The 15,000-nt window shown below is 73.9% G+C and carries 4 protein-coding genes; 2 read left to right on the top strand and 2 right to left on the bottom strand.

What is annotated here, in order from left to right; all coding sequences use genetic code 11:
- The first annotated feature begins 8 nt into the window (after positions 1–8).
- Complete coding sequence (locus ACZ7PG_RS31000) at positions 9–12,431, top strand: SDR family NAD(P)-dependent oxidoreductase (protein ID WP_470243648.1); 12,423 nt, start codon at positions 9–11, stop codon at positions 12,429–12,431.
- A complete protein-coding gene (locus ACZ7PG_RS30995; RefSeq protein WP_470242667.1) occupies positions 12,343–13,599 on the top strand; it encodes an activator-dependent family glycosyltransferase in 1,257 nt (418 codons plus the stop codon). Before ACZ7PG_RS31000 ends, ACZ7PG_RS30995 begins: the two co-directional genes overlap by 89 nt.
- Here the strand turns inward: ACZ7PG_RS30995 and ACZ7PG_RS30990 are convergent.
- Both ACZ7PG_RS30990 and ACZ7PG_RS30985 read right to left on the bottom strand, forming a co-directional pair.
- Entirely contained in the window at positions 13,579–14,007 is a 429-nt protein-coding gene (locus tag ACZ7PG_RS30990; RefSeq protein WP_470242666.1) for a hypothetical protein, read from the bottom strand. The two genes, ACZ7PG_RS30995 and ACZ7PG_RS30990, sit on opposite strands and share 21 nt — an antisense overlap.
- Complete coding sequence (locus ACZ7PG_RS30985; protein WP_470242665.1) at positions 14,004–14,930, bottom strand: diiron oxygenase; 927 nt, start codon at positions 14,928–14,930, stop codon at positions 14,004–14,006. The genes ACZ7PG_RS30990 and ACZ7PG_RS30985 overlap by 4 nt, the downstream gene beginning before the upstream one ends.
- Positions 14,931–15,000: the final 70 nt, after the last annotated feature.

Raw genomic sequence — 15,000 nt, 5'->3', positions numbered from 1 at the left:
AACAGAAACTGCGCGACTACCTCAAGCGGACCATCGCCGACCTGCAGCAGACCCGGAGCCAGCTGCGCGAGGCCCGATCGGAGGCGGCCGAGCCGATCGCGATCGTCGGCATGGGCTGCCGGCTGCCCGGCGGGGTGATGAGCCCGGCCGACCTGTGGAGGCTGGTCTCCCAGGGCGTGGACGCCGTCTCGGAGTTCCCCGCCGACCGCGGCTGGGACCTCGACGCCCTCTACGACGCCGATCCCGGTCACACCGGCACGAGCTACACGCGTCACGGCGGTTTCCTGCACGACGCCGCGCTGTTCGACCCCGGCCTGTTCGGCGTGTCCCCGCGCGAGGCGCTGGCGATGGACCCGCAGCAGCGGCTGATGCTGGAGACCACCTGGGAGGCCCTGGAAAACGCCGGGATCGACCCGCTTTCGGTGCGGGGCAGCGACACCGGCGTCTTCACCGGCGTGATGTACCAGGACTACGCCAGCCGCCTGCACCGGATCCCGGACGGCTTCGAGGGACAGCTCAGCATCGGCAGCTCGCCCAGCGTCGTCTCCGGCCGGGTGTCCTACACGTTCGGCCTCGAAGGCCCGGCCGTCACCGTGGACACCGCGTGCTCGTCGTCCCTGGTCGCCCTGCACCTGGCGAGCCAGTCGCTGCGACGCCGGGAGTGCTCGCTCGCCCTGACCGGCGGCGTCGCGGTGATGGCCACGCCCGGCACGTTCATCGACTTCAGCCGGCAGGGCGGGCTGGCCCCGGACGGCCGGTGCAAGGCGTTCGCGGCCGCGGCCGACGGCGCCGGGTTCGCCGAAGGCGCCGGCGTGCTGGTGCTCGAACGGCTGGCCGACGCCCGGCGCCACGGCCACCTGGTGCTCGCGCTGGTACGGGGGAGTGCCGTCAACCAGGACGGCGCGAGCAGCCGGCTGACCGCGCCGAGCGGGCCGGCGCAGCAACGCGTGATCCGGCAGGCCCTGGCCGACGCGCGGCTCACGCCCGCCGACGTCCACGCCGTCGAGGCGCACGGGACCGGCACCACCCTCGGCGACCCCATCGAGGCGCACGCCCTGCTGGCGACCTACGGCCAGGATCGCGCCGAGCCGCTGTGGCTGGGCTCGGTCAAGTCCAACATCGGGCACACGCAGGCCGCCGCCGGGGTGGCGGGCGTGATCAAGATGGTCTTGGCCATGCGGCACGGCACGCTGCCGAAGACCCTGCACGTGGACTCGCCGTCGGCGCAGATCGACTGGTCGGCGGGTGCGGTGGAGCTGCTGACCGACCAGCGCCCGTGGCCGGATCCGGTGCGCCGCGCCGCGGTCTCGTCGTTCGGCGCCAGCGGGACCAACGCGCACGCGATCCTGGAGCAGGCACCCCCACTGGAAGAAGAAGCCGGTGAGCGGTTCGCCGGGCCGGTGCCGTGCCTGCTGTCCGCCCACAGCGCGCCGGCGTTGCGCGCCCAGGCCGAACGGCTCTCGGCGCACCTGGCCGGGACCGACGTCGACGTGCTGGACGTGGCGCACACCCTGGCCGGCCGGGCGATGCTCGGCGAGCGGGCCTTCGTCGTCGCCGACGACCGGGACACCTTGATCACCGCCCTCGGCCGGGTCAGCAGCGAAGCGGCGGCGGACGGACGTGTTGCGTTCCTGTTCTCCGGTCAGGGTTCCCAGCGGGCGGGCATGGGGCGTGAGCTGGCTGCGACCTTCCCGGCGTTCGCCCGCGCGTGGGACGAGATCGGCACCCACCTCGACCTCCGGACGGACGCCGAGGCGCTGGAGCGGACCGGGTTCGCCCAGCCCGCCCTGTTCGCGCTCGAAGTCGCCCTGTTCCGGTTGCTGGAGTCCTGGGGGCTGCGCCCGGACGCGGTGCTGGGGCATTCGATCGGCGAGGTCGCGGCGGCGCACGTGGCCGGTGTTCTGTCCCTTGTGGACGCTTGCGCGCTGGTGTCCGCGCGGGGACGTCTGATGCAGGAGCTCCCCGCAGGCGGGGCGATGGTGGCGGTCCGGGCCACCGAGGAGGCGATCCGGCCGTTGCTGCGTGAGGGCGTCGACCTCGCGGCGGTCAACGGCCCGTCGTCGGTGGTGCTCTCCGGTGACGAGGACGCTGTGCTGGCCGTGGCCGCGCGGTTCGAGGAGTCGAAGCGGCTGCGGGTGAGCCACGCGTTCCACTCGGCGCGGATGGAGCCGATGCTCGCGGACTTCCGCCGCGTCGTCTCACGCCTTTCCTTTCAGCAGCCTGAAATCCGGATCGTGGCCGGTGACGTCACGGACCCGGAGTACTGGGTGCGCCAGGTCCGGGAGCCGGTCCGGTTCGCCGACGGGATGCGGACGCTGCTCGACCTCGGCGTCCGGTCCTTCGTGGAGGTCGGGCCGGACGGCGTGCTGTCGGCGATGGGCCAGGACTGCGTGGGGGAGTCGGACGCGGCCCTGGTGCCCGCCTTGCGCCGGGACCGTCCGGAGCCGCACTCGGTCGTCACCGCGGTGGCCCGGCTGCACGGGCGGGGCGTCCCGGTCGACTGGACGAAATACTTCGCGGACACCGGGGCGCGCACAGTCGAGCTGCCCACCTATGCGTTCCAGCGCAAGCGGTTCTGGCTCGACGCGCCCCGCGAGGCCGACGACGTCACGTCGGTCGACCTGGCCGGGGTCGACGGCCTGCTGCTCACCAAGAAGCTGTCGCTGCGGTCGCACCCCTGGCTGGCCGACCACGCCGTGCTGGGCTCGGTGCTCCTGCCGGGCACGGCGCTGCTGGAGCTGGCGGTGCAGGCCGGTGACCGCGTGGGCTGCGGCCGGGTCGCCGAACTCACCTTGCACGCTCCGATCGTCCTGCCCGCGACCGGCGAGATCGACCTGCAGCTGCGGGTCGACGAGCAGCGGGCGCTGACCATCCATTCCCGCGACGGCGGCGAGTGGGTGCACAACGCGAGCGGCCTGCTGTCCGAGGGCGCTCCCGAGACCTTCCGGCTCACCGAGTGGCCGCCGGCCGAGGCCGTGGCCGTCGAGGTGGCCGATCACTACGAACGGCTCGCCGACGCGGGGCTCCGCTACGGGCCGGCGTTCCGCGGGTTGCGGGCGGCCTGGCGTCGCGGCGACGAGGTGTTCGCCGAAGTCGCGCTGCAGGACGCCCACCTCCCGGCGGTGCTCGACGCGGCCCTGCACGCGATCGGGCTGGGACCCCTCGGCGACTCGGGTCTGGCGCAGCTGCCGTTCGCCTGGCACGACGTCGAGTTGTACGCCACCGGTGCGACGACGGTGCGGGTCCGGATCACCCCGGCCGGTCCTGTCGCCGTCACCCTCGAGATCGCCGACGGCACCGGGCTGCCGGTGGCCTCGATCGGCTCGCTGACGCTGCGACCGGCCACCAAGGACGCGAATCACGACAGCATGTACCGCGTCGAGTGGGTCCCGGTGCCGGCCGGCTCGCCCGCTACGGACGTGGTGCTGACCAGGTTCGACACCGCAGCCGACCTCCCCGAGGGCGGTGGGCAGGCGGCCCGCCGCGCCCTTGAGCAGGTGCAGCGGTGGCTCGCCGAAGAGCGGCCGGGACGGCTGGCGGTCGTCGCTGGGGGCGCAGGGGCCGTCGGTGCCGAGGACGTGGTGCTGACCAGGTTCGACACCGCCGCGGACCTCCCCGAGGGCGGTGGGCAGGCGGCCCGCCGCGCCCTTGAGCAGGTGCAGGAGTGGCTCACCGAAGAGCGACCGGAACGGCTCGCCTTCGTCACCCGGGGTGCCGTGGCCGTCGGCGCCGAGGACGTCACGGACCTGGCGAACGCCCCCGTGTGGGGCCTGCTGAGGTCCGCGCAGAACGAGCACCCGGACCGGTTCCTGCTCGTGGACCTCGACGACGACCCGGAGTCGGCGCGGCTCCTGCCGAACCTGCTCGGGGCCGGTGAACCGCAGCTGGCGGTCCGCGCCGGCTGCGGCTACGCACCCCGGCTCACCCGGTTCGCCACGGGCAGCAAGCGCCTGGACGTGGCCACGCCGGGCACCCTCGACGGCCTCGCCTGGGTCCCGGCACCGGAGGCGGAACGACCCCTCGGACCCGGCGAGGTGCGGGTCGAGATGCGCGCCGCAGGCGTGAACTTCCGCGATGTGATGGTCGCCCTCGGTCTGTACCCCGGAAAGGCGGCGATCGGCTGCGAAGGGGCCGGTGTGGTCACGGAAGCCGGTCCGGGCGTGACCCGCTTCCGGCCGGGCGACCGGGTTTTCGGCCTGTTCGGGGGTGCGTTCGGCACGCTCACCGTGACCGATCAGCGGCTGCTGGCGCCGATCCCGGCCGGCTGGACCGCCGAGCAGGCCGCTGCCGTGCCGCTCGTGTTCCTCACCGCCTACTACGGGCTGCACGACCTCGCCGGAGTCCGGGCCGGCGAGCGGGTGCTCGTGCACGCGGCGGCCGGTGGGGTCGGGATGGCGGCCGTTCAGCTTGCTCGGCACTTCGGTGCCGAGGTGTTCGGCACCGCCGGCCCTGGCAAGCAGGCAGCGTCCACTTTGGACGACGACCACTTCGCGTCGTCGCGGGAACTGGGCTTCGAGGAGAAGTTCCCGCAGGTCGACGTCGTACTCAACTCGCTGGCCCGGGAGTTCGTGGACGCCTCGCTGCGGCTGCTGGCACCCGGCGGCCGGTTCCTTGAGATGGGCAAGACCGACGTCCGCGAACCCGCCGAGGTCGGCTATCGGGCGTTCGACCTGTTCGAAGCCGGTACCGACCGGCTCGGGGAGATGCTCGGCGAGATCGTCACCCTGTTCGAGCGGGGCGTGCTCGGCCACCTGCCCGTGACCACCTGGCCGCTCGGCCGGGCCGAACAGGCGTTCCGGCACCTCGCCCAGGCCAAGCACGTCGGCAAGGTCGTGCTGACCGTGCCGAAACCCCTCGACCCCGACGGCACGGTCCTCATCACCGGCGGCACCGGCGCACTGGGCGGCCTCCTCGCCCGGCACCTGGTGACCCGGCACGGCATCCGGCACCTGGTGCTGGCGAGCCGCCGCGGCGAAGCCCCCGAGCTGTGCGCGGAACTGACCGCCCTCGGCGCCGACGTCACCGCCGTCGCCTGCGATCTGGCCGACCGCGCGGCCGTCGCGCGGATGCTGGCCGCGATCCCGCACCGGTTGACGGCGGTGGTGCACGCGGCCGGCGTGGTCGCCGACGCCACCGTCTCCGCCTTGACGCCGGACCGGCTCGACGAGGTGCTGCGGCCCAAGCTGGACGCCGCCTGGCACCTGCACGAACTGACCGCGGACCTCTCGGCGTTCGTGCTGTTCTCCTCGGCGGCCGGGATCCTCGGCGGGCCGGGCCAGGCCAACTACGCGGCCGGAAACGCCTTCCTCGACGCCCTCGCCCAGCATCGCCGCGCGAACGGCCTGCCCGGCGTCTCCCTGGCCTGGGGCGCTTGGGAACACGGCATGGCCGGTCAGCTGGACGAACGAGCCCGCGCCCGCATCACCGGGTCGGGCATCGCGGCCCTGTCCGACGAGGAGGGGCTGGCGCTGTTCGACGCCGCGCTCGGCGCGGAGGAGGCGGTGCTGGTCCCGGTCCGGTTCGACCCGGCCGCGCTGCGCTCGGAGTCGCCGTTGCTGCGGCGCCTGGTGCGCGGCCGGACCCGCCGGGTGGCCGAAGCCGCCGTTATATCCACTGTGGACACTTCGGAACCCGCGCTGCTGGACCTGGTGTGCGAGCACGCCGCGATGGTGCTCGGGTTCGGCTCGGCGGCGGAGATCGACCGCGGCCTGGCCTTCCGGGAGCTGGGCTTCGACTCGCTCACCTCGGTCGAGCTGCGCAACCGGCTGGGCGCCGCCACCGGGCTGCGGCTGCCGTCCACGCTGGTGTTCGACCAGCCGACCCCGGTCGCGCTGGCCGCCCTGCTGCACCGGGAACTGGCCGGCGGCCCGGTGGAGACCGCGCTCGCCGTCCGGGCCGCGGCCGCCGACGAGCCGATCGCCATCGTCTCGATGAGCTGCCGGTTGCCCGGCGGGGCGGACTCTCCCGAGGACCTGTGGGAGCTGGTCGCCGCCGGCCGGGACGCCATCGGGGCGTTCCCCGCCGACCGCGGCTGGGACATCGGCGGGCTGGGCCCCGCCGGCGGCGGGTTCCGCTACGACGCCGCCGAGTTCGACGCGGGCTTCTTCGGGATCTCCCCGCGCGAGGCGCTCGCGATGGACCCGCAGCAGCGAATGCTGCTGGAAGGGTCGTGGACGCTCTTCGAGCGGGCCGGGCTGGACCCCGCGTCGCTGCGCGGTGCGCCGGTCGGCGTCTACGTCGGTGCGATCAACAACGCCTACGCCGAAAGCATGGGCAGCGCCCGCGACAGCGTCGAGGGCTACCTGGTGACCGGCACGATGAACAGCGTCGCCTCGGGCCGGCTGGCCTACACGTACGGGTTCGAGGGCCCGGCGATCACCGTCGACACCGCGTGCTCGTCGTCCCTGGTGGCGGTCCACCTGGCGGCCCAGGCACTCCGCCAGGGCGAGTGTTCGCTGGCCGTGGCCGGTGGCGTGACCATCTCGGCGAACCCGGACATCTTCGTCGAGTTCGGCAAGCAGCAGGCGCTGTCCGCGGACGGCCGCTGCAAGGCGTTCTCGGCGGCCGCCGACGGGTTCGGCGTGGCCGACGGCCTCGGCCTGGTGCTGCTCGAGCGGCTCTCCGACGCCCGGCGCCACGGCCACCGGGTGCTGGCCGTGGTGCGCGGCTCGGCCGTCAACCAGGACGGCGCCTCCAACGGGCTGACCGCGCCGAGCGGGCCGGCCCAGCAGCGGGTGATCGGCCAGGCGCTGGCGAACGCGGGCCTGCGACCGTCCGATGTGGACGTCGTCGAGGCGCACGGGACGGGCACCCGCCTCGGTGACCTGATCGAGGCGCAGGCCCTGTCGGCCGCCTACGGGCCGGTCCGGGTGGGCTCGGTCAAGTCCAACATCGGGCACGCCCAGGCGGCCGCGGGTGTGGCCGGGCTGATCAAGATGGTGCAGGCGCTGCGCGCGGGCGTGCTGCCGAAGACCCTGCACGTCGAGACGCCGCTGCCGGAGCTGGCGGAGCTGCGGCTGCTGAGCGAGGCGGAGGACTGGCCGGAGACCGGCCGGCCGCGCCGGGCCGGGGTGTCGTCCTTCGGGATCAGCGGCACCAACGCGCACCTCGTGGTGGAGCAGGCGCCGGCCGACTCGGCGGTACCGTCCACTTCGGACGCATTGGTGCCGTGGGTGGTGTCGGCCCGCAGCGCACCGGCGCTGACGGCCCGGCTGGACGACCTGCGGTCGCACGTGCTGGCACACCCCGAGCTGAGTCCCGCCGACGTCGGCTTCAGCCTGGCGACCGGCCGGTCGCTGATGCGGTACCGGGCGGTGGCGATCGGCGAGACCCGTGAAGAGCTGCTCGCGCACCTCGGCGCGGTGACCGGCGACGCGCCGACGTCACCCGGGGCGGTCTTTGTGTTCCCGGGACAGGGTTCGCAGTGGACCGGGATGGCGACCGAGCTGCTGGAGTCTTCGCCCGTGTTCGCCGAGCGGATGCGGGAGTGCGCGACGGCCATCGGGTCCCTTTCGGACATCGACGTCCTCGCGGCGCTGCGGGACGCATCGGCGCTGGAGCGCGTCGAAGTCGTGCAGCCCACCCTGTTCGCGGTCATGGTGTCGCTGGCCGCGCTGTGGCAGTCCTACGGCGTGCGGCCGGCCGCGGTGATCGGCCACTCCCAAGGCGAGGTCGCGGCCGCCTGCGTCGCCGGAGCGTTGTCGCTGGCCGACGCGGCCCGGGTCGTCGTGACGCGCAGCCGGTTGTTCGCGGAAACCATGGCGGGCAAGGGAGCCGTGCTCGCGGTGGCCCGGCCGGCCGAGCAGGTCGCGCTGGCCCGGTGGGACGGCCGCCTGTCGGTGGCCGGGAGGAACGGGCCCGCGTCCTCGACCGTGGCCGGTGACCTCGACGCGTTGGCCGAGTTCGCCGCGGAATGCGCGGCGGCCGGGGTGCGGACCCGGCTGGTGCCGGGCACGATCGCGTCCCATTCGGCCCAGGTGGACGGGATCCGCGACCGGCTGCTGGCCGGGTTGGCCGAGGTGACGCCCCGGGCCGGCGACGTGCCGTTCTACTCCACGGTCACGGCGTCCCTGCTCGACCCGATGGTCCTGGACGCCGGATACTGGTACCGCAACGTCCGCGAGCCGGTCGACTTCGAAGGCGCCGTCCGGGCGGCCATGGCCGACGGGCACGCCGTGTTCGTCGAGTCCAGCGCGCACCCGGTGCTCACGATGAGCGTCGCCGACATCGGCGCCGTCGCGATCGGGTCGCTCCGCCGCGGCGAGGGGCACCTGCGGCGGTTCCTGACCTCGCTGGCCGAGGCCCACACCCACGGCGTCGACGTCGGCTGGGAGTTCCCGGCCGGCGCGCACCTCGTCGACCTCCCGACGTACCCCTTCCAGCGCGACCGGTACTGGCCGGACGGCGCCCGGTCCGCCGACGTGCGGTCGGCCGGGCTGGACGCCGCGGACCACCCGCTGCTCGGCGCGACCGTGACGCTCGCGGAGTCCGACAGCGTGGTGTGCACCGGACGGCTGTCCCCGGGAACCCAGCCGTGGCTGGCCGACCACGGGGTGAACGGCACGGTGCTGTTCCCCGGCACGGGTTTCGTCGAGCTGGCCCGGCACGCGGGCGACCAGGTCGGCTGCGGCACGCTCGACCAGCTGACCCTGACCACCCCACTCGCCTTGTCCGCCGAGGAAAGCGCGCAGGTGCAGGTCACGGTGAGCGCGCCGGACCCGTCCGGTGCCCGGCCGGTGACCGTCCACTCGCGACGGTCGGACGACGGCTCCTGGACCCGGCACGCCACCGGCCTGGTGACGTCCGAGCCGTCGCGGTACTTCGAGCTGACCCCGTGGCCGCCCGCCGACGGGGTCGCGCTGGACCTGGCCGGGCTCTACGAGCGGCTGGCCGAGGCCGGCCTGGTGTACGGCCCCGCGTTCCAGGGCCTGAGCGCGGCCTGGCAGCGCGGCGACGAGCTGTTCGCCGAGGTGTCCCTGCCCGCGGAGATCGGCGACGCCGGCCGCTACGGCCTGCACCCGGCGGTCTTGGACGCCGCACTGCACGTCCTGGGCATCGCCGGCCGGGGCATGCTGCTGCCGTTCGAGTGGTCCGGCGTGTCGTGGCACGTCACCGGGGCGTCGACGCTCCGGGTGCGGCTGGCACCGGCGGGCACCGACGCCTACTCGATCGAACTGGCCGATGCCACGGGTTCGCCGGTGGCGTCGGTGGAGTCGCTGTCGTTCCGGCCGGCCACCGGTGTGCGACCGGACTCGCTCTACCGGCTCGACTGGGCACCGGTGCGGGCCGCCGGTCCGGCGGCCGAAGTCGTGTTCGCCGAGCACTTCACCGGCACCGCGGACGCGCTCGGCCTGATGCAGGACTGGCTGACCCGGGACACCGGCGCCCGGCTGGTGTTCGTGACCAGGTCGGCGGTGGCGGCTCGTCCGGGCGACGACGTGACCGACTTGGCGAGGGCCGGAGTCTGGGGGCTGGTCAGGTCCGCGCAGTCGGAGCACCCGGACCGGTTCGGCCTCCTGGATGTGGACGGGGAACTGCCGGAACGCGCCGTCGCCGCGGCCTTCGGGGCCGGCGAGACGCAGCTGGCGGTCCGGGGCGGCGACCTGCTGGCGCCCCGGCTGGAACGGCTCGTCGACGAGGTGCGCCCACCGGACGGCTCCTGGCGGCTGCACAGCGGTGGCGGCGCCCTGCGAGACCTGGCGTTGGCCCCCGCGCCCGAGGCCGACCGGCCGCTGACCACTGGCCAGGTGCGGGTCGCGGTCCGGGCCACCGGGGTGAACTTCCGGGACGTCATGGTCTCGCTGGGCCTCGTGCCCGAGGGCGACCGGGCGATCGGCGCGGAAGCCGCGGGCGTGGTCGTCGAGATCGGCCCGGACGTCGCGGGTCTCGCACCGGGCGACGCCGTCCTGGGCCTGTTCTCCGGAGCGTTCGGCCCGGTGGCGGTCACCGACCACCGGATGCTGACGCGGATGCCGCGGGGCTGGTCCTACACCGACGCCGCCGCGACCCCGGTCGCGTTCCTGACCGCCTGCTACGCCCTTACCGACCTGGCCGATGTCCAATCCGGACAGTCGGTGCTGGTGCACGCCGCCGCGGGCGGGGTGGGCATGGCCGCCGTGCAGATCGCCAAGCAGCTGGGGGCGGAGGTGTACGCGACGGCGAGCCCGGGCAAGTGGGACACCCTGCGGGCGCTGGGACTGCCGGACGACCACATCGCCTCGTCCCGGGACCTCGAGTTCGAGACCCGGTTCGCCCAGGTTGACGTCGTGCTCAACTCGCTGGCGAACGAGTTCGTCGACGCGTCACTCCGGCTGCTGCGCCCGGGTGGCCGGTTCCTCGAGATGGGCAAGACCGACATCCGCGAACCCGCCGGTGTCGCCTACCAGGCGTTCGACCTGGCCGAAGCGGGGCCGGAGCGGATCGGCCGGATGCTCACCGACGTGCTGGCGATGTTCGCGACGGGCCGGCTGCGTCCGTTGCCCACCAAGCTGTGGGACGTCCGCCAGGCGCGGGAGGCGTTCCGGTTCATGGCGCAGGCCCGGCACGTGGGCAAGGTCGTGCTGACCGTGCCGCCGCCGCTCGACCCGAAGGGCACGGTGCTGATCACCGGCGGCACCGGCACCCTCGGGCGCCGGATCGCCGAGCACCTGGTGGCCGAACACGGCGTGCGGCACCTGCTGCTGACCGCGCGCCGCGAGGACCACCCACCGGTCGACGTGGACGCCGAAGTCGTCGTCTGCGACGTCGGCGACCGAGCCGACGTCGAGCGGCTGCTCGCGCGGATCCCCGCCGAGCGTCCGCTGACCGCGATCGTGCACGCCGCCGGAGTGCTCGACGACGGCGTCATCGAGTCGCTGACGCCGAGCCGGCTGGACCGGGTCTCCCGGCCGAAAGCCGACGCGGCCTGGCACCTGCACGAGCTCACCCGCGACCTGGACCTGGCCGCGTTCGTGCTGTTCTCCTCCAGTGCGGGCGTCCTCGGCTCCGCCGGCCAAGGCAACTACGCGGCGGCGAACACCTCCCTGGACGCGCTCGCGGCCCACCGGCAGGCGCGCGGACTGCCCGCCGTCTCGCTGGCCTGGGGCCTCTGGGCGGACGAAAGCGGGATGACCGCCACCGCGGACACCGCGCGACTGTCCCGGTCCGGGCTCAAGGGCCTGTCCACCGCGGAAGGGCTGGCACTGTTCGACGCCGCGCTGGCGGCCGGGCTGCCGATGGTGGTTCCGGCGAAGCTGGAGCGGAGGGCGCGCGTCCCGCGTCCGGTCGTCCGGTCCGATGTGGACGGTCTCACCCGCCGGCTCGCCGCCCTGCCCGCGGCCGAGCGGGAGAAGACCCTGGTGGACCTGGTGCGCGGCCACGCGGCCGCCGTGCTCGGCCACGCCGGGTTCGAGGCCGTGGCGCCCGGGCAGGCCTTCCTGGAGGTCGGGTTCGACTCGCTGACCGCGATGGAGCTGCGCAACAGCCTCAACGCGGCGACCGGCCTGCGGCTGCCCGCCAGCGCGGTGTTCGACCACCACACCCCGGCCGGGCTCGCCCGGCACCTGCTGGCCGAGCTCGGCACCGAAGCGCCCGCGACGACGGACCTCCTGGGCGACCTGTTCCGCCGGGCCGTCGCGGACGGCCGCGTCCCGGAGGGCCTGGAGCTGATCAAGGCGGCCGGTGGCTTGCGGCCCACCTTCACCTCGGCGGCGCGGCCCCCGCGGCAGGTACCCCTGTCCACCGGGCCGAACCCGACCGGCCTGCTCTGCTTCCCGTCCCCGATGGTGATGGGCGGCGTCCAGCAGTACGCCCGCCTCGCCGCGCACTGGCGTGACGTGCGCGAGGTGCGGGCCGTGCCGGTGCCGGGCTTCGCCGACGGCGAGCCCCTCCCGGCCACAGTGGACGCTCTGGCCGGCGTGCTCGCCGAGTCCGCGCTGAGCCAAGGTGATCCCGGCGGACAGGTGCTGGTGGGCTACTCCTGGGGCGGCGTGCTCGCGCTGGCCACCGCGGCGGCGCTGGAGCAGCGGGGCCGCCGGCCCGCGGGGGTCGTCCTGCTCGACACGCACCTCGGCGAGGTCGACGAGCTCTTCGAGCGCGTGCTGCACGGCCTGCTGGAAAGGGAAACCCTGTTCGGCCCGTTCACCGGCACCCGGCTGTCGGCGATGGGCCAGTACCTCCGGCTGCTCGGCGGCCACCCCGCGCCGGAGACCACCGCACCCGTGCTCTTCGTGCGGCCCGAGGGCTCGGCCGGTCTGCGGCCGGGCTGGCCCACGGTGCTGGACGTGCCCGGTGACCACTTCACGATGGTGCGGGAGCACGCCGGCGACACCGCGTACGCGATCGAGGAATGGTTGGGAGAGTTCGATGAAGGTTCTGTTCACGACGCTGGCGGCGAACGCGCACCTGTACAACCTGGTGCCGATGGCGTGGGCGCTGCGCGCGGCCGGGCATGACGTCCGGATCGCCGCCCAGCCGGATCTGACCGACGCCATCGTCCACACGGGACTGCCGGCGGTCGCGGTGGGTCCGGAGCTGGACCTGGCCGGGCTGAGCCGGAAAGCCCAGGAACGGCCGGCCGGCAAGACCGTGTTCGGCTCGGAGTTCGACGTCACTGAGACGCGCCCGGACCGGCTCACCCTGGACTACGTCCGCGGCGTGTTCACGACGTGGTGCTCGTTCGGGCTGGAACGGCTCGCCCAGGACGCCGTGCTCGACGACGTCGTCGGTTTCGCCCGGGCCTGGCGGCCGGACCTGGTCGTCTGGGACGCGCTGACGTACCTGGGCCCGATCGCCGCGCGGGCCAGCGGCGCGGCGCACGTCCGGATGCTGTTCGGGCTCGACCACTGGGCTCGCATGCGCGGCCTGTTCACCGAGCTGGGCGGCGCCGGGGGAGCGGACCCGATGGCGGAGTGGCTGTCGGCCAAGCTCGACCGGTACGGCTGCACGTTCGACGAGGACCTAGTACTCGGGCAGCGCACGCTCGACCCGCTGCCGCCGTGGACCCGGTTCCCGACCGGCGTCGACTACCTCCCGGTGCGCCACGTGCCGTACAACGGCCCGTCGGTGGTGCCGTCGTGGCTGTCCGAGCCGCCCGCCCGGCCCCGGGTCTGCGTCACCCTCGGCATGTCCCGGCGCGACCTGTGGGGCGAGGACCGCTTCTCGGTCGACGACCTGTTCGCCGCGGTGGCCGGCCTGGACATCGAGGTGGTCGCGACGCTGACCGCCCAGCAGGCTTCGACGGCCTCGGGGGTCCCCGATAACGTGAAGCTGTTCGACTTCGTCCCGCTGGACGCGCTGCTGCCGACGTGCGCGGCGGTGCTCCACCACGGCGGTGCGGGCACGACCGGCAACGCCGTGGCGCACGGGGTGCCGCAACTGGTGATCCCGGGCAACATGTGGGACAAGGCCGGGCTGGCGGACCGGCTGGCCGAGCAGGGGGCCGGTCTGGTGATGGAGCACGAGCAGGTCACCGCCGAGCAGCTGCGGGCGCAGCTGCTGCGGCTGCTGGACGATCCGTCGTTCGCCGTGTCGGCGGAGAAGGTGCGGGCGCAGGTGGAGGAGACTCCCGCGCCCGCGCAGGTGGTGGCGGAGCTGGAGCGGCTAGCGAGCGTCCAGGACTGAAGGTTGCCGCTCGGCGGCGGCCACGCCCCAGAACAGGGGCGGGGCGTCGTCGAGCAGCAGCCCCGCCGCCCAGCGCGGCTCGACCAGCAGGACGTCGCCGTCGCACTCGACCGTCCACTCCGGACAGCAGGCCAGCACGACGAGCAGGTCGCTGTCGACCTCCGGCACGACGTCCGGCTCGGTCACCAGTGCCACCGTCACCGTGGCCGCCAGCGGGTGCCGCATCCGCAGGGACAGGCCCGACGGGTGCGGGGAAAGGTCGAAGTCCAACCCCGAGTCCACGTCCCGTGCCTTGGTCAGCCACCGCGTCAGGGTGTCGCTCCAGTGCGAGCCGGAGGCGAACCGGGCCGGCTCGGACTCGGCCGCCAGCGGCACGGACAGCAGCGCCAGCACGTAGTCGCGGATCATGCGAGCAGGCCCGCGTCGAGAAACGCCTTCGCCACCGACGGTTCCTCGAACACCCCGTTGTCCCGGAGCATGCGCAGCGTCGGTGTCGCGTTGCGCAGCACGGCGTCACGAGTCCGGGGCGACGCGGACAGGTCGGCGACGATCCGCACCGGGTCGTCGAACTCGCCGGGCATGCTCCGCAGCACGCCGAGCAGCGCGGGTTCGTCCGGCCAGAGGAACGCGAAGATCACCCGGGGCAGCAGCTCGCCGATCTTGCGGCGCAGCGGCAGCGGCATCCGCGGCCACAGCAGTTCGAACAGCTGGCGGAAGAATGCGTGGTGCCGTCCCTCGTCCGCGGCGTGGTCCCGCGCGAGCTCGCGCACGGCCGGCTGCACGGACGGGTCCTTCGGCAGTTTGGTCAGGGTGCCGGTGATCAGGGTTTCCGAGACGATCGCGAAGAACAGCTTGACCAGCGGCCGGTAGGCGGGCAGCTCGGCCGAGTACAGCGCGGCGAGCTCGGTGAGGAACCGCGGGCGGTGGTCGATCGGGACCACCCCGGTCTCGGCCATGACCGCCGACTTGAGTGTGTTGGACATCTCCGCGTGGCCGGCTTCGTCGGTGTAGATCCGCAGCACGTCGTCCTTCATGCCGGCGGGCAGCCAGGGCAGGAAGTCCGGCGACCGCAGCAGTGCGCAGATCTCGTTGACCGGGCCCATTTCCAGCCGGATGGTGAACTCCAGGTGCAGGTAGAGGCTGTGGACGAGGATCGCCGAGCGGACGCGGTCCGGCGCCGCGAGCACCGGCGGGCACGCCGACAGCGGGCAGAGATCCGCCGAGAAGTAGTGCCCGCCCGCGGTGAACGGCGAGTCGCGGTGGGGCTTCGAGCGCACCCAGGACCGCTGGTCCCACTCGGTGAACCTCGACCGGTAGTCGCTTGCTGTCAACGGTTCCACCTCCGGCACCACTCCACCACGGGGGGCCGGGAGGCCCAACCCCTATGTTCGTTGTCGCTGC

The organism is Amycolatopsis sp. NPDC114504, from assembly GCF_055633595.1.
The sequence above is the reverse complement of the archived record's forward strand: the minus strand, read 5'-3'. Positions and strand labels throughout refer to the sequence as shown.

Excerpts from the sequence above, each read along its gene's own strand:
- ACZ7PG_RS30990 (WP_470242666.1), bottom strand. The coding sequence starts at position 14,007 with ATGATCCGCGACTACGTGCTGGCGCTGCTGTCCGTGCCGCTGGCGGCC.
- ACZ7PG_RS30995 (WP_470242667.1), top strand. The coding sequence starts at position 12,343 with ATGAAGGTTCTGTTCACGACGCTGGCGGCGAACGCGCACCTGTACAAC.